The 19,995-nt window shown below is 69.1% G+C and carries 19 protein-coding genes; 8 read left to right on the top strand and 11 right to left on the bottom strand.

The annotated features are described in order from the left end of the window. Positions 1 to 85 precede the first annotated feature (85 nt). Complete coding sequence (locus tag ACFIMZ_RS12615; RefSeq protein WP_431819812.1) at positions 86 to 1,621, bottom strand: DEAD/DEAH box helicase; 1,536 nt, start codon at positions 1,619 to 1,621, stop codon at positions 86 to 88. Positions 1,622 to 1,967: 346 nt separating this feature from the next. Beyond that, the gene (locus ACFIMZ_RS12610) at positions 1,968 to 2,237 is read right to left on the bottom strand and encodes an acyl-CoA-binding protein (protein WP_431819811.1); all 270 of its coding nucleotides are present in this window, start codon (positions 2,235 to 2,237) and stop codon (positions 1,968 to 1,970) included. A gap of 148 nt (positions 2,238 to 2,385) precedes the next feature. On the opposite strand from ACFIMZ_RS12610, the gene tsaB reads away from it, so the two are divergent. The 4 genes from tsaB to ACFIMZ_RS12590 are packed head-to-tail and all read left to right on the top strand — an operon-like array spanning position 2,386 to position 5,702. Beyond that, a complete protein-coding gene (tsaB, locus tag ACFIMZ_RS12605; RefSeq protein ID WP_431819810.1) occupies positions 2,386 to 3,153 on the top strand; it encodes a tRNA (adenosine(37)-N6)-threonylcarbamoyltransferase complex dimerization subunit type 1 TsaB in 768 nt (255 codons plus the stop codon). Further along, positions 3,150 to 3,647 (top strand): ribosomal protein S18-alanine N-acetyltransferase, encoded by a 498-nt coding sequence (gene rimI / locus ACFIMZ_RS12600; protein ID WP_431819809.1) that lies wholly within the window; start codon positions 3,150 to 3,152, stop codon positions 3,645 to 3,647. Before tsaB ends, rimI begins: the two co-directional genes overlap by 4 nt. Next, the gene (locus tag ACFIMZ_RS12595) at positions 3,634 to 4,737 is read left to right on the top strand and encodes a uracil-DNA glycosylase family protein (RefSeq protein ID WP_431819808.1); all 1,104 of its coding nucleotides are present in this window, start codon (positions 3,634 to 3,636) and stop codon (positions 4,735 to 4,737) included. The genes rimI and ACFIMZ_RS12595 overlap by 14 nt, the downstream gene beginning before the upstream one ends. Then, a complete protein-coding gene (locus ACFIMZ_RS12590; protein ID WP_431819807.1) occupies positions 4,734 to 5,702 on the top strand; it encodes a DUF1853 family protein in 969 nt (322 codons plus the stop codon). The genes ACFIMZ_RS12595 and ACFIMZ_RS12590 overlap by 4 nt, the downstream gene beginning before the upstream one ends. 18 nt (positions 5,703 to 5,720) lie before the next feature. Here ACFIMZ_RS12590 and thiD read toward each other — a convergent pair whose 3' ends face one another. Together thiD and lplT are read right to left on the bottom strand one after the other, a co-directional pair. Continuing rightward, a complete protein-coding gene (thiD, locus tag ACFIMZ_RS12585; protein ID WP_431819806.1) occupies positions 5,721 to 6,530 on the bottom strand; it encodes a bifunctional hydroxymethylpyrimidine kinase/phosphomethylpyrimidine kinase in 810 nt (269 codons plus the stop codon). A 58-nt stretch (positions 6,531 to 6,588) separates the two neighbouring features. Beyond that, positions 6,589 to 7,896, bottom strand: coding sequence for a lysophospholipid transporter LplT (gene lplT, locus ACFIMZ_RS12580; protein ID WP_431819805.1), 1,308 nt, complete (start codon positions 7,894 to 7,896; stop codon positions 6,589 to 6,591). A 218-nt stretch (positions 7,897 to 8,114) separates the two neighbouring features. Between lplT and alr the strand changes: the two genes are divergently transcribed. From alr to ACFIMZ_RS12565, 3 genes are all read left to right on the top strand, one after another. Further along, the gene (alr, locus tag ACFIMZ_RS12575) at positions 8,115 to 9,185 is read left to right on the top strand and encodes an alanine racemase (protein ID WP_431819804.1); all 1,071 of its coding nucleotides are present in this window, start codon (positions 8,115 to 8,117) and stop codon (positions 9,183 to 9,185) included. A gap of 11 nt (positions 9,186 to 9,196) precedes the next feature. Further along, entirely contained in the window at positions 9,197 to 10,573 is a 1,377-nt protein-coding gene (gene radA, locus ACFIMZ_RS12570) for a DNA repair protein RadA (protein WP_010092041.1), read from the top strand. A 144-nt stretch (positions 10,574 to 10,717) separates the two neighbouring features. Beyond that, positions 10,718 to 10,984: a DUF2866 domain-containing protein gene (locus tag ACFIMZ_RS12565; RefSeq protein WP_431819803.1), complete on the top strand. Its 267-nt coding sequence runs from the start codon at positions 10,718 to 10,720 to the stop codon at positions 10,982 to 10,984. A 116-nt stretch (positions 10,985 to 11,100) separates the two neighbouring features. On the opposite strand, the gene ACFIMZ_RS12560 is transcribed toward ACFIMZ_RS12565, so the two are convergent. After that, a complete protein-coding gene (locus ACFIMZ_RS12560) occupies positions 11,101 to 13,032 on the bottom strand; it encodes an ATP-binding cassette domain-containing protein (protein ID WP_431819802.1) in 1,932 nt (643 codons plus the stop codon). Positions 13,033 to 13,163: 131 nt separating this feature from the next. Here ACFIMZ_RS12560 and ACFIMZ_RS12555 point away from each other — a divergent pair, with 131 nt between their 5' ends. After that, the gene (locus ACFIMZ_RS12555) at positions 13,164 to 13,643 is read left to right on the top strand and encodes a glutathione peroxidase (protein WP_431819801.1); all 480 of its coding nucleotides are present in this window, start codon (positions 13,164 to 13,166) and stop codon (positions 13,641 to 13,643) included. A 45-nt stretch (positions 13,644 to 13,688) separates the two neighbouring features. Here ACFIMZ_RS12555 and cls read toward each other — a convergent pair whose 3' ends face one another. The 6 genes from cls to dapC all read right to left on the bottom strand — a co-directional run bounded on the left by cls (position 13,689) and on the right by dapC (position 19,882). After that, positions 13,689 to 15,128, bottom strand: coding sequence for a cardiolipin synthase (gene cls, locus ACFIMZ_RS12550; protein ID WP_431819800.1), 1,440 nt, complete (start codon positions 15,126 to 15,128; stop codon positions 13,689 to 13,691). A 104-nt stretch (positions 15,129 to 15,232) separates the two neighbouring features. Then, a complete protein-coding gene (prmB, locus tag ACFIMZ_RS12545) occupies positions 15,233 to 16,147 on the bottom strand; it encodes a 50S ribosomal protein L3 N(5)-glutamine methyltransferase (RefSeq protein ID WP_431819799.1) in 915 nt (304 codons plus the stop codon). Between the two features lie 11 nt (positions 16,148 to 16,158). Further along, positions 16,159 to 17,298 (bottom strand): succinyl-diaminopimelate desuccinylase, encoded by a 1,140-nt coding sequence (gene dapE / locus ACFIMZ_RS12540; RefSeq protein ID WP_431819798.1) that lies wholly within the window; start codon positions 17,296 to 17,298, stop codon positions 16,159 to 16,161. Between the two features lie 112 nt (positions 17,299 to 17,410). Beyond that, positions 17,411 to 17,779, bottom strand: coding sequence for an ArsC family reductase (locus ACFIMZ_RS12535; protein ID WP_431819797.1), 369 nt, complete (start codon positions 17,777 to 17,779; stop codon positions 17,411 to 17,413). Further along, positions 17,779 to 18,606: a 2,3,4,5-tetrahydropyridine-2,6-dicarboxylate N-succinyltransferase gene (gene dapD / locus ACFIMZ_RS12530; RefSeq protein WP_431819796.1), complete on the bottom strand. Its 828-nt coding sequence runs from the start codon at positions 18,604 to 18,606 to the stop codon at positions 17,779 to 17,781. Before dapD ends, ACFIMZ_RS12535 begins: the two co-directional genes overlap by 1 nt. Positions 18,607 to 18,649: 43 nt before the next feature. Further along, a complete protein-coding gene (dapC, locus tag ACFIMZ_RS12525) occupies positions 18,650 to 19,882 on the bottom strand; it encodes a succinyldiaminopimelate transaminase (RefSeq protein WP_431819795.1) in 1,233 nt (410 codons plus the stop codon). Positions 19,883 to 19,995 lie beyond the last annotated feature (113 nt).

Raw genomic sequence — 19,995 nt, 5'->3', positions numbered from 1 at the left:
CGAGGGCGAAAAAAAACCGGCGCGGATGCGCCGGTTGCGTGTTGCGGGCCGGTGACGGGCGGCCGATGAGGCCGCCCGCGCGCCATTACGACGCCGAGTTGCTGCGTCGCGGGCCGCCGCGCTGGCCGTCGCTGCGGCGGTTGCCGCCGTCGCGGCTGCCGCCCGGCTTGCCGCTCCAGCCGCCGTTGCCGCCGCCGTAGCTGCGGCCGCCGCCGTTGCCGTGACCGCCGCCCGGCTTGCCGCCGAAACGGCGGCCGCCGTTACCGCCACCCGGACGGCCACGGCCGCCGTTGCCGCGATCGTTGCGCGGCGGCGCCTTGCGCGGCTCGAAGCCTTCGATCACGTTGACCGGCAGCGGCGAGCGCACGAAACGCTCGATGCGCTTCAGCGCGCCTTGCTCGGCATGATGCACGAGGCTGACCGCGATGCCCGAGCGGCCCGCGCGGCCGGTACGGCCGATACGGTGCACGTAGTCTTCCGCGAACTTCGGCAGGTCGTAGTTGAACACGTGCGTGATGCCCGGGATGTCGATGCCGCGCGCCGCGACGTCGGTCGCGACGAGCACGCGCACGCGGCGCTCGCGCAGCGCACGGATCGTGCGGTTGCGGGCGCCCTGCGGCAGGTCGCCGTGCAGCGCGGCCGACTCGAAGCCTGCGTCCGCAAGGCGGCCGGCGAGCTGGTCGGCGTCGATCTTGGTCGCCGTGAAGATGATCGCCTGGTCGAGCGCGCTGTCGCGCAGCAGGTGATCGAGCAGGCGATCCTTGTGATCGCGGTCGTCGACGTAGTGCACGGTCTGCGCGATGTTCGCGCGCGATTCGAGGCGCTGCTGGATCTCGATGCGCTCCGGATCCTTCAGCAGGCGGCTCGTCAGCGAACCGATCTTGCCGTCGAGCGTGGCCGAGAACAGCATCGTCTGGCGCGATTCCGGCGTTGCGTCGACGATCGTCTCGATGTCCTCGATGAAGCCCATGTCGAGCATGCGGTCGGCTTCGTCGAGCACGAGCATCTTCAGCTCGGACAGGTCGATGCGGCCGCGCTCGAGGTGGTCGAGCAGGCGGCCCGGGGTCGCGACGAGGATTTCCGGGTTCTTCGCGAGCAGCATCAGCTGCTGGCCGTAGGCGACGCCGCCGAGGATGCTGACCGTGCGCAGCCGGCGCAGGTGCTTGCCGTAGGTCGATGCGGCGGTCGTGACCTGCATCGCGAGTTCGCGGGTCGGCGTCAGCACGAGGAGGCCCGGGCGCGCGACCGGCTGCGGACGGCGGGCACGGCGATCACCATTGTTCGGCTCGCGCGGCGCGCGCGGCTGCTGCGCCTGCGCCTTCTGGAGCTGCGCGAAGCGCTCGATCGCGGGCAGCATGAACGCGGCGGTCTTGCCCGAACCGGTCGGGCTCGACACCAGCAGGTCGCGGCCGGCGATGCCGGCCGGGATCGCGCGCTGCTGGACCGGCGTCGGCTTCACGTAGCCGGCGGCCTCCAGCGCGGAGACGATCTCCGGCGACAGCCCGAGCGACGCGAACGTCGGCTCGTCGGCGGCCGGCGCTGCGGGCTGCGCGGCGTCGTCGAGACCGAGCGCCTTGTCGGCGGTCGCGTTGAGGGGGCTGGTGGAAATGCTCGAAGTCATAACAATCCTTGAAACACAGTGGGTGAAACGTCGGCGCCAATCGCGCATGCCCAAGTTGTCGGATTCAACGAGCAAATCGGAAAACGGGTGCAATCCGCCAGTCATGAGGCGGATGAGGCTAGAAGCTGTTTTGGGTGCGGCGTGCTGTGACGCGTTGCCGCCAGCCTGATAATTGACGGCCGCTAGAGCCGAAGCAGGAAGGGGACAGGTTCTAAACCGGATTGGAGCTTAACGCTACGAGGCGTCCGGCCGGTTCGACCAGTGGGCCGAGCGCGGAAGTGACGCAGCCAGCATTATAGAGATTTTTGCTGCGCTGCGCCACTGCCGATTTGACTACACGTCGCGATCAGGACGCGGTGCCGTTCTTCAGCGATTCGACGAGTTCGACGTATTGCTGCTTCGCGGCATCCTGCGACGTGCCCTTCAGCGCGTCCCACGCGTCGTACTTGTACTTGCCGACGATGTCGGTGAAGCCCGGCTTGTCGCCGTGCACGTCGCCGTCGGTCGCCTGCTTGAAGAGCGCGTAGAGGCGCAGCAGCGTGAGGTTGCCCGGACGCTCGGACAGTTGCTTCACGTCTTCCTGGGCCTGGTTGAACTGGGTGGTGATGTCGCTCATCGGGTGTCTCCGTGGAGGTTTCAAGTCGGGCGATCTTAGCAAGCGCGCCGCCGCGGCGGGTCGAGCGATCCTTCCAAACCGCCGCGCGCGCCCGGTGCTCGTCGCGATCCGCTGCGCATCGCCCGTGGGAGCGGGGCGCCGCATTACAATGTCGGCCATGACGCAAACAGTGCTCCTCGCCATCGATACGTCGACCGAATACTGCTCGGTCGCGCTGCTGCGCTCGGCCACGGCCGAATCCGCCGCTTCCTCCCTGCAAAGCTGGGTCCGCCACGAACTGACGGGCGCCGTGTCGAGCACGCGCGTGCTGCCGGCCGTCCAGGAACTCTTCGCCGAATCCGGGCTGACGCTCGCCGACTGCGACGCAATCGCGTTCGGCGCGGGCCCCGGCTCGTTCACGGGCCTGCGCACCGCGACCGGGATCGCGCAAGGCCTCGCGTTCGGACGCGGGCTGCCGGTCGTGCCGGTCGGCACGCTGCTCGCGTGCGCCGAGCATGCGCGGCTGCGCGCGCCCGGCACCGCGCGCGTGCTGGCCGCGCTCGACGCGCGGATGGACGAGGTCTACTGGGCCGAGTTCGCGTGGGACGACGGCGCCGGCGACTGGCGCACGCTGCATGCGGCCGCGCTCGACGCGCCCGCCGCGGTCGGCGTGCCCGACGCGCCGTTCACGCTCGCGGGCAACGCGGCCGCCGCGTTCGGCGCACAGCTGCCGGCCGTCGCGCGGGCAGCCGCGATCGACGACGACGCAATGCCGCATGCGCTGGCGGTTGCGCACGCGGCGTTGCGCGCGTTCCGGGCCGGGCGCACGGTGCCGGCCGACCAGGCGGCGCCCGAGTACGTCCGCGACAAGGTCGCGCAGACCACCGCCGAACGGATGGCGGCGCGCGCGGCTCAAGCGGGCGGAGCGCAGGAATGACGAGTGTGCTGCTGAGCGACCGGTATCTGTCGCCGATGACGGACGCCGATCTCGACGAAGTCGTCGCGATCGAGCATGCCGCCTACGAATTCCCGTGGAGCCGCGGCAACTTCGAGGATTCGCTGCGCAACGGCTATTTCGGCGTGTGCCTGCGTCACGTGACGGGGACGCTCGTCGGCTATTGCGTGCTGATGCCGGTGATCGACGAGATGCACCTGCTGAACCTGTGCGTCGCGCCGGCCGCGCAATGCACGGGCGCAGGCCTCGCGCTGCTGCGCGAGGCGGTGCGCATCGCGCAGGCGGAGCGGCTCGACGGCATGCTGCTCGAAGTGCGGCCGTCCAATCCGCGCGCGATCCATCTGTACGAGCGCTTCGGTTTCGCGACGATCGGGCGGCGCAAGAACTACTATCCGGCGCGGCATCGCGGCCGGGAGGACGCGATCGTGATGCGTCTGACGCTGAACAAGGACGGAGGCGCGCATGGCGTGGGCTGAAGCGGCACTCGAGGAAATGGGGCTGGCGCAGATCTGGGTGCGGCGCGGGCTGCGCGCGGCCGATGCGCCGGCGGCCGCCGAGCAGGATGTCGTGACGAAAGCGCCAGAGGCGGCTCCGGCGGGGCAGGCAGGCGAGGGTGGCGCGGCGCGCGCAGGCGCCATTGCGTCGGAGCCGGTGGCAACCGGGGCCGTCACGCCGGCAGTCGATGCGCCGACGCGCCCGCTGCCGGCATCCGCGCGGGCGGATGCCCCGAAGCACGTGTCCGACGCCGGCGCGCTGCCGGCCGCGACGCAGCCGCCTGAAGCGCCTGCCCGGTCCGTCGCGGGCGAGCGCATTGCATCCCGCCAAGCCGCGCGCACGGACGATGGCGCGCCGCCGGCCGATGCGCGGCCGGTCGAGGAAGACGATTTCGCGTGGTTCGACGCCGCGCCGCCGGCCGATCCCGCGCCGGTCGCCGACCTGCGTGCGGTCGAGACACCGGTCGCCGAACTCGACTGGGACGCGCTCGCCGCGCGCGTGGCCGACTGCACGCGCTGCCGGCTTTGCGAAAAGCGGACCAACACCGTGTTCGGCGTCGGCGACCGCGAGGCCGACTGGATGCTGATCGGCGAAGCGCCGGGCGAAAACGAGGACAAGCAGGGCGAGCCGTTCGTCGGCCAGGCGGGCAAGCTGCTCGACAACATGCTGCAGTCGTTGTCGCTCGAGCGCGGCGCCAACGTGTACATCGCCAACGTGATCAAGTGCCGCCCGCCGGGCAACCGCAACCCGGAGCCGGATGAGGTCGCGCGCTGCGAGCCGTATCTGCAGCGCCAGGTCGCGCTCGTGAAGCCGAAGCTGATCGTGGCGCTCGGGCGGTTCGCCGCGCAGACGCTGCTGAAGACCGACGCGAGCATCGCGTCGCTGCGCGGTCGCGTGCACACCTACGAAGGCGTGCCGGTGATCGTCACCTATCACCCGGCCTATCTGCTGCGCAGCCTGCAGGACAAGTCGAAGGCATGGGCCGACCTGTGCCTCGCGCGCGATACGTTCCGTGGGGCGGCCATCCGTGGGGCGGCTACCCCTGGGGCCGGCGAGCGGTCCGCACAATGACGGCCGGCGCGGCGTCTTCGTTCGTCGAAACGCTGCGCGACGCCGCGGTACGCGATCTGGCATGGCTGCTGGCGAGCCCGAGCCTGCTTGCCGCGGCGCCCGGCGCACCGCTGGCGCAGCCGTGGTCCGATGCCGCCGAGCGGGCGGCCGCGCAAGCGTGGCTGGTCGCGCTCGACGCCGCGCCCGAAGCGCTGCACCGCGCGCTCGAAGGGCTGCGGCCGGTGCGCCTCGGCCGCTATGCCGAGTGCCTGCTCGAATTTTTCCTCACGCACGGGCCGGCGCTGCGGCTCGTCGCGGCCAACCTCGCGCTGCGCATCAACGGCCGGACGCTCGGCGAGGTGGACTTCCTCGTCGATACGCCCGGCGGCCGGCGCCTGCATTGGGAACTGGCCGTGAAGTGCTATCTGTGCGCCCCCATGCGCGACGGCGACGCGGCGTCGCTCGCCGACTTCGTCGGGCCGAACCTGGTCGACCGTTTCGATCGCAAGCGCGCCCGCCTGATCGATCACCAGCTGCGCCTGGGCGGGCGCGACGGATTCGCGCTGCTCGGCTACGGCGCGCCGTCCGACGCGCAGATGTTCATCAAGGGATGGCTGTTCTATCCGCACGGCGCGCCGCTGCCGCGGCTCGACGGGGAAATCGCGCCGGATCATCCGCGCGGCTTCTGGCTGACCTGCGCGCAGTGGGCCGCGTGGGCGGCTGCGCAGCCGGCCGACGCCGGATGGGCGGTGCTGCCGCGGCTCGCGTGGCTCGCGCCGCGCCGCATCGCGGCGGGCGCCGGCGCGCCCGAGCCGCTGGCGGCCGCGCATGCGTTGCCGCCAGTGCTGTCGGCGCGCCAGGCGCCGGCGCTGATCGGCGTCTACGGGCTGGCCGCCGACGGCGCGTGGCACGAGATCGCGCGCGGCTTCGTCGTGCCGGACGACTGGCCGGAGCAGGCGCGGGCGTTCGCGGCGAAGGCGGACTGACGAGGCGTCAGCCGCCGCTCACCACCACCGGTGGAAGTGATGCACGGGGCCGACGCCGCGGCCCACGTCGAGGCGGTCGCTGGCGGCGATCGCGCCGGTGAGGTAGGCCTTCGCGTCGCGCACGGCGCTTTCCAGATCGGGATGCCGCGGCAGCAAGGCGGCGATTGCGGACGACAGCGTGCAGCCGGTGCCGTGCGTATTGCTCGCACGCACGCGCGGGCCGTCGAAGCGCACGGTGCGGGTCGCGTCGACGAGCCAGTCGGGGCTCGCGTCGGCGTCCGGCAGATGGCCGCCCTTCATCAGCACGGCGTGCGCGCCCGCCGTCACGAGCGCCTGGCCCTGCCGGACCATCTCGTCTTCGGTCGTCGCCGGCGCGTCGCCGAGCAGCGCGGCCGCCTCGGGCAGGTTCGGCGTGACGACGGTGGCGAGCGGCAGCAGTTCGCCGCGCAGCGCATCGACCGCATCCGGCGCGAGCAGCGCGTGCGAACTCTTCGAGATCATCACCGTGTCGAGCACGATGTAGCGGGGCGCGTAGCGGCGCAGCGCGTCGGCGACCGCGCGCACGATCGCCGCGTTCGCCAGCATGCCGATCTTTACCGCGTCGATGCGGATGTCGTCGAACACCGCGTCGAGCTGGGCGGTCACGAATGCGGCGTCGGGCGCGTGCACGCCGGTCACGCCGCGCGTGTTCTGCGCGGTCAGCGCGGTGATCACGCTCGCGCCGTACGCGCCGAGCGCGGAGAAGGTCTTCAGGTCGGCCTGGATGCCTGCGCCGCCGCCGGAATCGGAGCCGGCGATCGTCAGGACGTTGGGGATCGGATGCGTCATGATGGCAAGGCGCCGGTTCGGGAACCGGCGCGGGCATGCGGGAACGGGAACGGGCGCGTCAGTGCTTCGCCTCGCCGATCAGCGCGACCGAATCGAACTGGCGCTGGTTCGCCTGGTGGCGGCGCATCACGAGCCACATCGTCAGGCAGACGAACGTGCCGAACAGCACGATGACGACGCCGACCGGCACGTCGAGCCACACGAGCACCGCATACAGGCACAGCATCACGAGCACCGACAGGTTCTCGTTGAAGTTCTGCACCGCGATCGAGTGGCCGGCCGACAGCAGCACGTGGCCGCGGTGCTGCAGGAGCGCGTTCATCGGCACGACAAAGTAGCCGGACAGCGCGCCGACGCACATCAGGAAGATGTACGCGATGATCAGGTAGACCGGCAGCCGGAAGTGACCGAGATGGACGATCCAGTTCGACGGGATCAGGTCGCGCGAGTAGAACGCCATCAGCATCACCGCGATGCCCATGATGACGCCGACGGGCAGCACGGTCAGCGACTTCTTGAGCGGGATCCGGCTGGCCGCGGCGATCGCGCCGGCCGCGACGCCGAATGCGACGACCGCCTGCAGCAGCGCGCCTTCGGACAGCGACATGCCGAGCGACACCTCGGCCCATTTCAGCACGATGAACTGCAGCGTCGCGCCGGCGCCCCAGAACAGCGTCGTGACCGCGAGCGAGATCTGGCCGAGCTTGTCGTGCCAGAGCGCCATGAAGCAGTCGGAAAAGTCGGTGACGAGCTTGATCGGGCCGTGCTGCTGCTTCGGATAGCGTGCGCCGGTGTCGGGAATGCGCAGGTTGAACAGCGCGGCGACCACGTAGATCGCGAGGATCACCGCGATTGCGGCTTCGGCGGGCGTGCTGATCCACGACGGCGTATGCGCGATCACGTGCGATGCGATGTGCGGACTGATCAGCGCGCCGCCGAGCACGGTGCCGAGGATGATCGAGCTGACGGTCGTGCCCTCGATCCAGCCGTTCGCCGCGACGAGCCGGTCGGCCGGCAGCAGCTCGGTGAGAATGCCGTACTTGGCTGGCGAGTAGGCCGCCGCGCCGAAGCCGACGATCCCGTAGGCGACCAGCGGATGGGCGCCGAACAGCATGATCAGGCAGCCGGCGACCTTGATCGAGTTGGTGATGAACATCACGTGGCCCTTCGGGCGCGAATCCGCGAAGGCGCCGACGAACGCTGCGAGCACGACATAGGACAACACGAAGAACAGCTTGAGCAGCGGTGTCATCCAGTTCGGGGCGTGGAGGTCTTTCAGCAGGGCAATGGCGGCGATAAGGAGCGCACTGTCGGCCAGCGACGAGAAAAACTGCGCGGCCATGATGGTGTAAAAACCTTTTTTCATCTGATGCGATGCTTTCGTCGCTGCGGTCCGGCCATAGGGGCCGCCGGATAGGCGATCGGCTTATTCCGTTCGAAATGGGTTGTGCGCACGGCTTTATAACACGAAAATACAGCGATTCGGACTAGCAAGATTCCCCGATCGTTCCGCAAGTTGTCGGCTTCGGTGCCCAAAAGGCGCGGTAAGCTGATGATTCGCAAGCGTCTTTACGTAAATTTCCCATGCCGCGCCCGATCTCCGCCACCATCCATACCGCCGCTCTCGCGAACAATCTCTCCGTCGTCCGACGCTACGCCGGCCAGTCCAAGGTCTGGGCGGTCGTCAAGGCCAACGCGTACGGGCACGGTCTCGCGCGCGCGTTTCCCGGCCTGCGCGGCACCGACGGCTTCGGGCTGCTCGACCTCGACGAGGCCGTCAAGCTGCGCGAGCTCGGCTGGGCCGGCCCGATCCTGCTGCTCGAAGGGTTCTTCCGTTCGACCGACATCGACGTGATCGACCGCTACAGCCTGACCACGACCGTCCACAACGACGAGCAGATGCGGATGCTGGAAACGGCGCGGCTGTCGAAGCCCGTCAACGTCCAGCTGAAGATGAACAGCGGGATGAACCGGCTCGGCTACGCACCCGAGAAATATCGCGCCGCGTGGGAGCGCGCGCGCGCCTGCCACGGCATCGGCCAGATCACGTTGATGACCCATTTTTCTGACGCGGACAGCGAGCGCGGCGTCGCCGAGCAGTTGGCCGCGTTCGAGCGCGGCGCCGAACACATCGCCGGCGCGCGCAGCCTTGCGAATTCGGCGGCGGTGCTCTGGCACCCGGGCACGCATTTCGACTGGGTGCGCCCGGGCATCATGCTGTACGGCGCGTCGCCGTCCGGGCGCTTCTCCGACATCGCCGACACGGGGCTCAAGCCGACGATGACGCTCGCGTCCGAGCTGATCGCGGTGCAGACGATCGCGAAGGGACAGTCGATCGGCTATGGCTCGACGTTCTCCGCGCAGGCGCAGATGCGCGTCGGCGTCGTCGCGTGCGGCTATGCGGACGGCTATTCGCGCGTCGCGCCCGAGGGCACGCCGGTGATCGTCGACGGCATCCGCACGCGGATCGTCGGCCGCGTGTCGATGGACATGATCACGGTCGACCTGACCCCGTGCCCGCAGGCCGGCGTCGGTTCGCGCGTCGAGCTGTGGGGCAACGAACTGCCGATCGACGACGTGGCGCGCCACTGCGGGACGATCGGTTATGAACTGATGTGCGCGGTGGCGGCCCGCGTACCGGTGCGCGCGGAATAAGGGCGCACCGCGTGGCTAAACAGAAAACAGTCTACGTCTGCAGCGAGTGCGGCGGTCAGTCCCCGAAGTGGCAGGGGCAGTGCCCGTCGTGCCAGGCCTGGAACACACTGGTCGAATCGGTCGCCGAAGCGCCGTCGGCGCATCGCTTCCAGTCGCTCGCGAAGCGCGCGCCGGTGCAGCGCCTCGTCGACATCGAGGCGGCCGACGTGCCGCGCTTCTCGACCGGCATCGGCGAATTCGACCGCGTGCTCGGCGGCGGGCTGGTCGCGGGCGGCGTGGTGCTGATCGGCGGCGATCCGGGCATCGGCAAGTCGACGCTGCTGCTGCAGTCGCTCGCGGGCATCGCGAGCGAACGGCGTACGCTCTATATCAGCGGCGAGGAGTCGGCCGCGCAGATCGCGTTGCGCGCGCAACGGCTCGCGCTGCTCGACGGCGGCGTGCCGGCGGCCGAATTGAAGCTGCTCGCGGAGATCCAGCTCGAGAAGATCCAGGCGGCGATCGACGCGGAACGGCCGGACGTCGCGGTCGTCGACTCGATCCAGACCGTCTATTCGGAGGCGCTCACGTCGGCGCCCGGCTCGGTCGCGCAGGTGCGCGAGTGCGCGGCGCAGCTCACGCGGATCGCGAAGCAGTCCGGCACCGCGATCATCATGGTCGGGCACGTGACGAAGGAGGGCAACCTGGCCGGCCCGCGCGTGCTCGAGCACATCGTCGACACGGTGCTGTACTTCGAGGGCGACACGCATTCGTCGTTCCGCCTCGTGCGCGCGTTCAAGAACCGCTTCGGCGCGGTGAACGAGCTGGGCGTGTTCGCGATGACCGAGCGCGGCCTGCGCGGCGTCGCCAATCCGTCCGCGCTGTTCCTGTCGCAGCACGAGCAGGTCGTGCCCGGTTCGTGCGTGCTCGTTACGCAGGAGGGCACGCGCCCGCTGCTCGTCGAGATCCAGGCGCTCGTCGACACCGCGCACGTGCCGAACCCGCGCCGGCTCGCGGTCGGCCTCGAGCAGAACCGGCTCGCGATGCTGCTCGCGGTGCTGCACCGCCATGCGGGCATCGCGTGCTTCGACCAGGACGTGTTCCTCAATGCGGTGGGCGGCGTGAAGATCGCCGAGCCCGCCGCCGACCTCGCGGTGCTGCTCGCGATCCATTCGTCGATGCGCAACAAGGCGCTGCCGAAGGGCCTGATCGTGTTCGGCGAAGTCGGGCTGGCCGGCGAGATCCGGCCGTCGCCGCGCGGGCAGGAGCGCCTGCGCGAGGCGGCGAAGCTCGGCTTCACCACCGCGCTGATCCCGAAGGCGAATGCGCCGAAGCAGCCGATCGACGGGCTGGAGGTGATGGCGGTCGAGCGGATCGAACAGGCTATCGACCGGGTGCGCGGGCTCGAGTGAGCGCCGCCGCGCGCCGGGGGGAGCGCCCCCGGCGATCTGTCGCGTAATGTGCTGTAAATGTTCTGTAGGGTTGTGTAACCCGGCGGACATCGCTTTTCCCTATCCTTTGGCGGACAGCCGAACCGTGCAAAGCGAAAGGGACCTATGTTGAAACAGTACGGGCAAGCACCGGACCGACACCTCCACAACCTGCGCGGTTGCCGCGTGTCGGAGCCGATCCGCCAGCCGTGGGGCGGCGGGTGCCGGATCGTCGAATGGATCGACGCGGAAGGGCGTCTCGCGCGGCGGGTCGTTGCGGAGGACGTGACGGAAGCGGAAGTCGTCGAGGTGATCCGGCGGCCGACCGAAGGGCGCCGTCACCTGATGCGCGACGACGAGCAGATGCCGCGGGATACGCTGCCGCGGCGCTGAGCGGGCGGGCCCGCCGGGCTGCGCCAGGCGGATGAGGCAATCGGCCGGGCCTTCGTGCCCGGCCTTGCTGCATGGGTGTCCGCAATACCGTGCGCCGCCGGTGCGACGCGCGGCGGTCAGCCGATCTGCTCGAGCTCTTCCTGCGCGGCGAGCCAGTCGCCCTCGACGGATTCGAGCCGCGCGTTGACGTCGCCCAGCTTGCGGATCGCGTCGGTCAGCTCGGTCTTGCGCTCCGCTTCGTAGCTCGCCGGATCGGCGACGAATGCGTCGAGGCGGGCCTTCTCCGCGTGCAGCGCGTCCATTTCCTTTTCCAGCTTCGTGATGCGCGTCTGCAGCGGCCTTCTCAGGTGCGACAGCCGCTGCCGTGCCTCGGCTTCCTGACGCTTCTGGTCCTTGCGGTTGACGGCCGGTTCCGCGCCCGCCGCGGCTGCGCTGTCGGCCTTCGCGGCCGCGCGCTGCTCGGCCGCGTGCTGCAGCAGCCAGTCGCGGTAGTCGTCGAGATCGCCATCGAACGGCTGCAGCCGGTGCTTCGCGACGAGCATGAACTGGTCGGTCGTCGCGCGCAGCAGGTGCCGGTCGTGCGAGACCAGGATCAGCGTGCCTTCGAATTGCGCGAGCGCCATCGTCAGGGCGTGGCGCGTCTCGAGGTCGAGGTGGTTGGTCGGCTCGTCGAGCAGCAGCAGGTTCGGCTTCTGCCAGATGATCAGCGCGAGCGCGAGGCGCGCTTTCTCGCCGCCCGAGAACGGAGCGACCGGGCTCGTCGCCATGTCGCCCGAGAAATTGAAGCCGCCGAGGAAGTCGCGCAGCTCCTGTTCCCGCGTGTCGGGCGCGAGCCGTGCGAGGTGCGCGAGCGGCGAATCGTCCTCGCGCAGCGTTTCGAGCTGATGCTGCGCGAAATAGCCGATCGTCAGCCCCTTGCCTTCGCGCACGTGGCCGGACAGCGGTTCGAGCGTCGCCGCGAGCGTCTTGATCAGCGTCGACTTGCCCTGGCCGTTCGCGCCGAGCAGGCCGATGCGCTGGCCGTTCTGGATCGACAGCGACACACGCTCGACGATCGGGATCTCGGCGCCGTCGTCGCCGTGGTAGCCGCAGCGAACGTCTTCCATCACCATCATCGGGTTCGGCGCGGCGTCGGGCGTGCGGAATTCGAACGTGAACGGCGACGCGATGTGCGCCGGCGCGATCAGCTCCATCTTCTCGAGCGCCTTCATCCGGCTCTGCGCCTGCCGGGCCTTGGTGGCCTTGGCCTTGAAGCGGTCGATGAAGCTCTGCAGGTGCGCGACCGTCTTCTGCTGCTTTTCGTATGCGCTTTGCTGCAGCGCGAGCTGCTGCGCGCGCAGCACTTCGAATTGCGAGTAGTTGCCGCCGTAGCGCTTCACCTGCCGGTTCTCGAGGTGCAGCGTGACGTTGCAGATGGAATCGAGGAATTCGCGGTCGTGCGAGATCACGACGAGCGTGCCGGGGTAGCGGTGCAGCCAGTCTTCGAGCCAGACGATCGCGTCGAGGTCGAGGTGGTTGGTCGGTTCGTCGAGCAGCAGCAGGTCGGAGCGGCACATCAGCGCCTGCGCGAGGTTCAGGCGCATGCGCCAGCCGCCGGAGAAGCTCGAGACCGGCTCGCGCGTCTGCGCGAGCGTGAAGCCGAGGCCGAGCAGCAGCGCTTCTGCGCGCGCCGGCGCAGTGTAGCCGTCGGCGTCGGCGAACGCCGCATGGGCTTCCGCCTCGGCCGAGCCGTCATGCGCGGCCGAAGCGGCGACGATGCGCGCTTCGATCTCGCGCAGCGCGGCGTCGCCGTCGAGCGTGTAGTCGAGCGCCGAGCGCTCGACGGCCGGCGTTTCCTGCGACACGTGGGCGATCCGCCACGACGGCGGCATCGAGAAATCGCCTGCGTCGGCGTGCAGCTCGCCGCGCAGGACCGCGAACAGCGTCGACTTGCCGGCGCCGTTTGCGCCGATCAGGCCGGCCTTCTCGCCGGGATTGAGCACGAACGACGCTGCGTCGAACAGCGGCTTGGTGCCGCGCGCAAGGCTGAACTGATTGAAACGGATCACGACGGAAATGACTGGGCAAAACCGCTATTCTAGACTGCGGGCCGCGCACCGGGCATTGGCCGTTCGGAAGATGCCGTTTTCGCGCGTTTTCGCCTAGACTTCACGTCGACTCGAATTCGAAAGGGGGCACGATGTCCACACTGTATTCCTTCAGCGCGGAGACGCTCGCCGGTGCGCCGGTGTCGCTCGACGCGTATCGCGGCAAGGTGCTGCTGATCGTCAACACGGCGAGCGAGTGCGGATTCACGCCGCAGTATGCCGGCCTGCAGAAGCTCTACGACCAGTACGCGGCGCGCGGCTTCTCCGTGCTCGGCTTCCCGTGCAACCAGTTCGGCAAGCAGGAGCCGGGCGACGCCACGCAGATCGGCGCATTCTGCGAGCGCAACTACGGGGTGACGTTCCCGATGTTCGCGAAGATCGACGTGAAGGGCGGCAATGCGCATCCGCTGTACCGCTACCTCACGGACGAAGCGCCCGGCATCCTCGGGCTCAAGGCGATCAAGTGGAATTTCACGAAGTTCCTGGTCGACCGCGACGGCCGGATCGTCAAGCGCTACGCGCCGTCGACCAAGCCCGACGAAATCGCCGCCGACGTCGAAAAGCTGCTGTGACGCCCGAAGCGGCCGGTGCGGGTCGCCAGGGCTTCAGGAGGCCGCTCACAGAATCGGCGCGAACAGCCGCGCGATGTGCATCGCGACCCGCCGCCACGCGGGCGAGTGGCGGTATTCGCTCGCGTCGACTTCATAGGCCAGCGCGAAGTCGGCCGTGAGCATCGCCTCGACCTCGTCGGCGAATCCGCGATCGACGGTCAGCACCATGATCTCGAAGTTCAGGCGGAACGAGCGGTTGTCGAGGTTCGCGCTGCCGATCGCGGCTGCGCTGCGGTCGATCAGCACCACCTTCTGGTGCAGGAAGCCCGGCCGGTAGCGGAACACCTTGACGCCCGCGTCGGCGAGGTCCCGCGCGTACAGCTTCGACGCCTCGAACACGACGACATGGTCGCGCCGGCTCGGGATCAGGATGCGCACGTCGACCCCGCGCATCACCGCGAGCTTGAGCGCGGCGATCACCGCTTCGTCGGGGACGAGATACGGCGTCGTGATCCAGATCCGCTCGCGCGCCGCGTTGATCGTCTCGACGAAGAACAGCGAGCCGGTTTCCTGCTTGTCGGCCGGCCCCATCGGCACCGCGAGGCAGTGCATGTTGGCGTCCGGCAGCGCGGCGGGCGGCGGCGCGAACGGCGGCAGCTTCTGCGTCGCCCAGTGCCAGTCTTCCGCGAACACGTACTGGATGCTCGCGACGACGGGGCCGCGCAGCTCGATGTGCGTGTCGCGCCACGGCGACAGCCGGGGTTTCGCGCCGAGATACTCGACGCCGACGTTGTGTCCGCCGACGAACGCGCGATTGCCGTCGACGACGACGATCTTGCGGTGATTGCGGAAATTGAGCTGGAACCGGTTGACGAACTGGCGCTTGGTCGCGAACGGATGGACTTCGACGCCGCCCGCGCGCAGTGCGTCGACGTAGCCGTGCGGCAGGTCGAAGCTGCCGATGCTGTCGTACAGCAGGTAGCAGCGCACGCCCGCGGCCGCGCGCGCGAGCAGCGCGTCGCGCAGCATCTGGCCGAGCGCGTCGTCGCGAACGATGAAGAACTGGACGATCACGTAATCGCGCGCGTCGTCGATCGCCGACAGGATCGCCGCGAACGTCGCCTCGCCGTTGACGAGCGTGCGCACCGCATTGCCGGCGAGAAACGGCATTGCGCCGAGCCGCGTGAGCGCGTGCACCGCGGGCTGGCCGAGCGCGCTCGCGGCCGCGCCGTCGGTCGAATCGGCGACGTCCCACGGGACGGGATGCGTATGCGTGCGCAGCGCTTCGGTCTCGTGGCGGCGCGCGTCGACGTAGCCGGAGAACTTGCTGCGGCCGAGGAACAGATACGGGATCAGCGTCAGGTAGGGCATCGCCGCGAGCGACACGGCCCACGCGATCGCGCCTTGCGACGTGCGCGTGTTCAGGATGGCGTGGCAGGCCGCGACGATTCCGAGCACATGGATGGCCAGGATGAGCGTGCCGAGGTGTAGCCAGTCGAGTGTCATAAGCGCGTGGCGGACTCCTGAAGCGCGGCATCGCGGCCGCTTACGCGCATCTTACCGAACCGCGCGGCGCAGCGGGGCGCCGCTCGGTTCGGGCAGGCGGGGCGTCAGGCCTTCTGCGGGAGATCCGACGCCTGGATCAGGAACACGCTGTCTTCGCCGGCGCTGGTCGGCAGCCACGTCAGCTCGAGGCCGCCGAATGCCGCTTCGACGTGCTCGCGCTCGTTGCCGATCTCGACGACGAGCACGCCGTCGTCGTGCAGCCAGTTGCGCGCCTCGCCGATGATGCGGCGGACGATGTCCATCCCGTCCTCGCCGCCGGCGAGCGCCATCTCGGGCTCGTGCCGGTATTCGGGCGGCAGCGCGGCCATCGACGCCGCGTTGACGTAGGGCGGGTTCGTCAGGATCACGTCGTAGCGCGCGCCCGGCTCGGACGAACGGAACAGCGGCAGCGGCGCGTAGAGGTCGCCGCGGTGCAGCGAGATGCGGTCCTCGAGCCCGTAGTCGCGCACGTTGATCTCCGCGACCTCGAGCGCCTTGTCGGACAGGTCGACCGCGTCGATCTCGGCGTTCGGGAACGCGCTCGCCGCGAGGATCGCGAGGCAGCCGGAACCGGTGCACAGCTCGAGCACCGCGCCGACCTGCTCGGGATCGGCGACGTACGGCTGCAGGCCGTCGTCGAGCAGCTCGCCGATGAACGAGCGCGGCACGATCACGCGCTCGTCGACGTAGAAGCGGTGGCCGTGCATCCACGCCTCGTGCGTCAGATAGGCAGCCGGCACGCGCTCGGTCGCGCGCCGCTCGATCACGGTCAGCACGGCGTCGATCTCGTCCGGCAGCAGGCGCGCGTCGAGGAACGGCTCGAGCGTGTCGAGCGGCAGGTCGAGCGTGCGCAGCACCAGATAGGCCGCTTCGTCGTAAGCGTTGTCCGAGCCGTGGCCGAACGCGAGCTTCGCCTTCGAGAAGCGCGTGACCGCGTAGCGCAGCAGGTCGCGAACTGTTGTAAAAGGTGTCGTCGTCATTCGGGGCTCCGTCAGGCGATCAATTGTTCGAGCACGCGGCGGTACACGTTCTTCAGCGGATCGATGAAGCGCACCTCGATGTGCTCGTCGATCTTGTGGATGCTGCCGTTCGGCGGGCCGAACTCGATCACCTGCGGGCAGATGCGCGCGATGAAGCGGCCGTCCGACGTGCCGCCCGTCGTCGACAGCTCGGTCGTGATGCCGGTTTCGGCGCGAATCGCCGTCTCGAGCGCGTTCGACAGCTCGCCGCGCGGCGTCAGGAACGGCAGGCCGCTGATCGACCAGTTGAGTTCGTAGTCGAGCCCGTGCTTGTCGAGGATCGCGTGCACGCGCGCCTGCAGGCCTTCGACGGTGCTCGCCGTCGAGAAGCGGAAGTTGAACAGCAGGTCGACATGGCCCGGGATCACGTTGGTCGCGCCGGTGCCCGCATGCAGGTTCGATACCTGCCAGGTGGTCGGCGGGAAGTATTCGTTGCCTTCGTCCCACTGTTCGGCGGCGAGCTCGGCGAGCGCCGGCGCGAGCAGGTGGATCGGGTTCTTCGCGAGGTGCGGGTACGCAATGTGGCCCTGCACGCCCTTGACGATCAGCTCGCCGGACATCGAGCCGCGGCGGCCGTTCTTCACGATGTCGCCGAGCTCGGCGGTCGACGTCGGTTCGCCGACGATGCAGTAGTCGAGGCGCTCGCCGCGCGTTTCGAGCAGCTCGACGACCTTCACGGTGCCGTCGGTCGCGGGGCCTTCCTCGTCGCTCGTGATCAGGAATGCGATCGAGCCGCGGTGGTTCGGGTGTGCCGCGACGAATTCCTCGGTCGCGACGACGAAGCCCGCGAGCGAGGTCTTCATGTCGGCCGCGCCTCGGCCGTATAGCTTGCCGTCGCGATGCGCGGGAATGAACGGCGGCGACGTCCATTGCTCGAGCGGGCCGGTCGGCACGACGTCGGTGTGGCCCGCGAACGCGAGCAGCTTGCCGTCGCGGCCGGCGGCGCCGCGCTTGACGGCCCACAGGTTGGTCACGCCGTGCGACGCGATGGTCTCGATGTCGAAGCCGAGCGCGGCGAGGCGCTCGGTCATGATTTGCTGGCAGTGCTGGTCGTCGGGCGTGACGGACGCGCGCGCGATCAGCTGTTCGGTAAGGGCTAGGGTGGCGGACATGGTTCGGACCACTTTCGATAAAAAATGCCGGCGCGGTGGCCGGCAGCGATGTGTTCGGGCGCCGTGCGGCGACAGCAGGCCAGCGCAAGCCCGTTGTTAGCGGGAACAGGCCCTAAGCGGCGAACAGTGCCGCGTACTGGTCGGCCGCGAAACCGAGCGATTTCACGCGGCCGTTGACGACGAGCACGGGGCGCTTGATGACCGACGGCTTGTGGATCATCAGCGCGACCGCGCCGGCCTGCGTGTCGGCGGCCGCCTTCATGGCGTCGTCCAGCGCGCGCCACGTGGTGCCGCGCTTGTTCACGAGCGCGTCGAGCGACACGTCCTTCAGCCAGTCCTCGATCAGCGGAACGCTGACGCCGGCCTTCTTGAAATCGTGAAACTCGAATTCGACGCCGTGGTCGTCGAGCCACACGCGGGCTTTCTTCACGGTGTCGCAGTTCGGAATGCCGTAGACGACCACGGTGCGCGGCTTCGCCATCAGTCGCCTCGCAGCAGTTCGTTCAGGCCGACCTTGGCACGGGTCTTCGCGTCGACCTTCTTCACGATCACCGCGCAGTACAGGCTGTGCGAGCCGTCCTTCGACGGCAGGTTGCCCGCGACGACGACCGAGCCGGCCGGGATGCGGCCGTAGCTGATTTCGCCGGTTTCGCGGTCATAGATCTTGGTGCTCTGGCCGAGGTACACGCCCATCGAGATCACCGAGTTTTCCTCGACGATCACGCCTTCGACGACTTCCGAGCGCGCGCCGATGAAGCAGTTGTCCTCGATGATGACCGGGTTCGCCTGCAGCGGCTCGAGCACGCCGCCGATGCCGACGCCGCCCGACAGGTGCACGTTCTTGCCGATCTGCGCGCACGAGCCGACCGTCGCCCAGGTGTCGACCATCGTGCCTTCGTCGACGTACGCGCCGATGTTCGTGTACGACGGCATCAGCACGACGTTCTTCGCGATGAACGAGCCGCGGCGCGCGATCGCCGGCGGCACGACGCGGAAGCCGCCCGCGGCGAAGTCTTCTGCGGTGTAGTTCGCGAACTTCGACGGCACCTTGTCGTAGAACTGCGAGTAGCCGCCGGCCGGCATCGGTGCGTTGTCCTCCAGGCGGAACGACAGCAGCACGGCCTTCTTCAGCCACTGGTGCACGGTCCAGCTGCCGTCGATCTTCTCGGCGACGCGCAGCGCGCCACGGTCGAGCTGCTCGATCGCGTGCGCGACGGCGTCGCGGACTTCGGCGGGCGCGGCCTTCGGCGACAGCTCGGCGCGGTTTTCCCAGGCGGTATCGATGATTTGCTGAAGTTGTTGCGACATGTTCGTTTTCGCAGGAGATGAATGGAATTGATCGGAGGGTCGATTACCGGGCGAGGCCGCGGCAGAAGTCGACGATGCGTTGCGCGCCCTCGACGCATTCGGGGGTGCCCGCGACGAGCGCGATCCGGATGAAATCGCGGCCCGGATTCGTGCCGTGCGCGTCGCGCGCGAGATACGAGCCGGGCAGAACCGTCACATTATAGTCGGCGTACAGGCGCCGGGCGAACTCGGTATCCGACAGGCCGGTGCGCGCGACGTTGGCCCACAGGTAGAACGCGGCGTCGGGCAGCTTCACGTCGATCACGTCGGCAAGCATCGGCGTCACCGTGTTGAACTTCTGCACGTACAGCGCGCGGTTCTCGCGCACGTGCGCTTCGTCGTTCCACGCGGCGATGCTCGCCTGCTGCCAGACGGGCGACAGCGCGGCGCCGTGGTACGTGCGGTACAGCAGGAATTTCTTCAGCAGCGCCGGATCGCCCGCGACGAACCCCGAGCGCATGCCCGGCACGTTCGAGCGCTTCGACAGGCTCGACAGCATCACGAGCCGCTCGAAGCCGCGGCCGAGGCGGTGCGCGGCCTCGAGCCCGCCGAGCGGGGGGCGGGATTCGTCGAAGTAGATCTCCGAATAGCATTCGTCGGACGCGATCACGAAACCGTGGCGGTCCGACAGCGCGAACAGCTCGCGCCAGTCGTCGAGCGTGAGCACCGCGCCCGTCGGATTGCCGGGCGAGCACACGTACAGCAGCTGGGTGCGCGCCCAGACGTCGTCCGGCACGGCCGCGTAGTCGCACGCGAAGTTGCAGGCCGGGTCGCTGTTCGCGAAGTACGGCTCGGCGCCCGCGAGCAGCGCCGCGCCCTCGTAAATTTGATAGAACGGATTCGGACAGAGTACGATCGCTTTCTCGCCGCTTTCAGACCGGTTCGGGTCGATCACCGTCTGCGCCAGCGCGAACAGCGCCTCGCGCGAGCCGGATGCGGGCAGCACCTGCGTCGCCGGATCGATCGCCGGCAGCCCGTAGCGGCGCTCGAGCCAGCGCGCGATCGACGTGCGCAGCGCGTCCGAGCCGGCCGTGGCCGGATACGAGGCAAGGCCGTCGAGCGCGGCCACCGCGGCGTCACGGATCAGTGCCGGGGTCGGGTGCTTGGGCTCGCCGATGCCGAAGCTGATGGCTTGAAGGCCGGCGGAGGGCGTCACGTCCTTGAACAGGGCGCGCAGCTTTTCGAAGGGATAGGGCTGGAGCGAGTCGAGTCGAGGATTCACGGGCGAAGCGGCCATCGCGGCCGGTTTGGAGCGAAAGGGGCGGCGTGCGCGCCGCGCGGCAGCGAGGCGGGGCCGATGATGCGGCGCGTGTCGCAACCGACGATTATAGCGTGACGAATTGCGGTCAC

Source organism: Burkholderia sp. F1 (assembly GCF_050813845.1).
Taxonomy (GTDB): Bacteria; Pseudomonadota; Gammaproteobacteria; order Burkholderiales; family Burkholderiaceae; genus Burkholderia; species Burkholderia ubonensis.
The sequence above is the reverse complement of the archived record's forward strand: the minus strand, read 5'-3'. Positions and strand labels throughout refer to the sequence as shown.

Excerpts from the sequence above, each read along its gene's own strand:
- ACFIMZ_RS12590 (WP_431819807.1), top strand. The coding sequence starts at position 4,734 with ATGACGGCCGGCGCGGCGTCTTCGTTCGTCGAAACGCTGCGCGACGCC.
- ACFIMZ_RS12555 (WP_431819801.1), top strand. The coding sequence starts at position 13,164 with ATGTCCACACTGTATTCCTTCAGCGCGGAGACGCTCGCCGGTGCGCCG.
- ACFIMZ_RS12535 (WP_431819797.1), bottom strand. The coding sequence starts at position 17,779 with ATGGCGAAGCCGCGCACCGTGGTCGTCTACGGCATTCCGAACTGCGAC.
- ACFIMZ_RS12615 (WP_431819812.1), bottom strand. The coding sequence starts at position 1,621 with ATGACTTCGAGCATTTCCACCAGCCCCCTCAACGCGACCGCCGACAAG.
- dapE (WP_431819798.1), bottom strand. The coding sequence starts at position 17,298 with ATGTCCGCCACCCTAGCCCTTACCGAACAGCTGATCGCGCGCGCGTCC.
- dapC (WP_431819795.1), bottom strand. The coding sequence starts at position 19,882 with ATGGCCGCTTCGCCCGTGAATCCTCGACTCGACTCGCTCCAGCCCTAT.
- lplT (WP_431819805.1), bottom strand. The coding sequence starts at position 7,896 with ATGAAAAAAGGTTTTTACACCATCATGGCCGCGCAGTTTTTCTCGTCG.
- cls (WP_431819800.1), bottom strand. The coding sequence starts at position 15,128 with ATGACACTCGACTGGCTACACCTCGGCACGCTCATCCTGGCCATCCAT.
- prmB (WP_431819799.1), bottom strand. The coding sequence starts at position 16,147 with ATGACGACGACACCTTTTACAACAGTTCGCGACCTGCTGCGCTACGCG.
- dapD (WP_431819796.1), bottom strand. The coding sequence starts at position 18,606 with ATGTCGCAACAACTTCAGCAAATCATCGATACCGCCTGGGAAAACCGC.
- ACFIMZ_RS12610 (WP_431819811.1), bottom strand. The coding sequence starts at position 2,237 with ATGAGCGACATCACCACCCAGTTCAACCAGGCCCAGGAAGACGTGAAG.
- ACFIMZ_RS12565 (WP_431819803.1), top strand. The coding sequence starts at position 10,718 with ATGTTGAAACAGTACGGGCAAGCACCGGACCGACACCTCCACAACCTG.
- ACFIMZ_RS12595 (WP_431819808.1), top strand. The coding sequence starts at position 3,634 with ATGGCGTGGGCTGAAGCGGCACTCGAGGAAATGGGGCTGGCGCAGATC.
- thiD (WP_431819806.1), bottom strand. The coding sequence starts at position 6,530 with ATGACGCATCCGATCCCCAACGTCCTGACGATCGCCGGCTCCGATTCC.
- alr (WP_431819804.1), top strand. The coding sequence starts at position 8,115 with ATGCCGCGCCCGATCTCCGCCACCATCCATACCGCCGCTCTCGCGAAC.
- rimI (WP_431819809.1), top strand. The coding sequence starts at position 3,150 with ATGACGAGTGTGCTGCTGAGCGACCGGTATCTGTCGCCGATGACGGAC.
- tsaB (WP_431819810.1), top strand. The coding sequence starts at position 2,386 with ATGTCGGCCATGACGCAAACAGTGCTCCTCGCCATCGATACGTCGACC.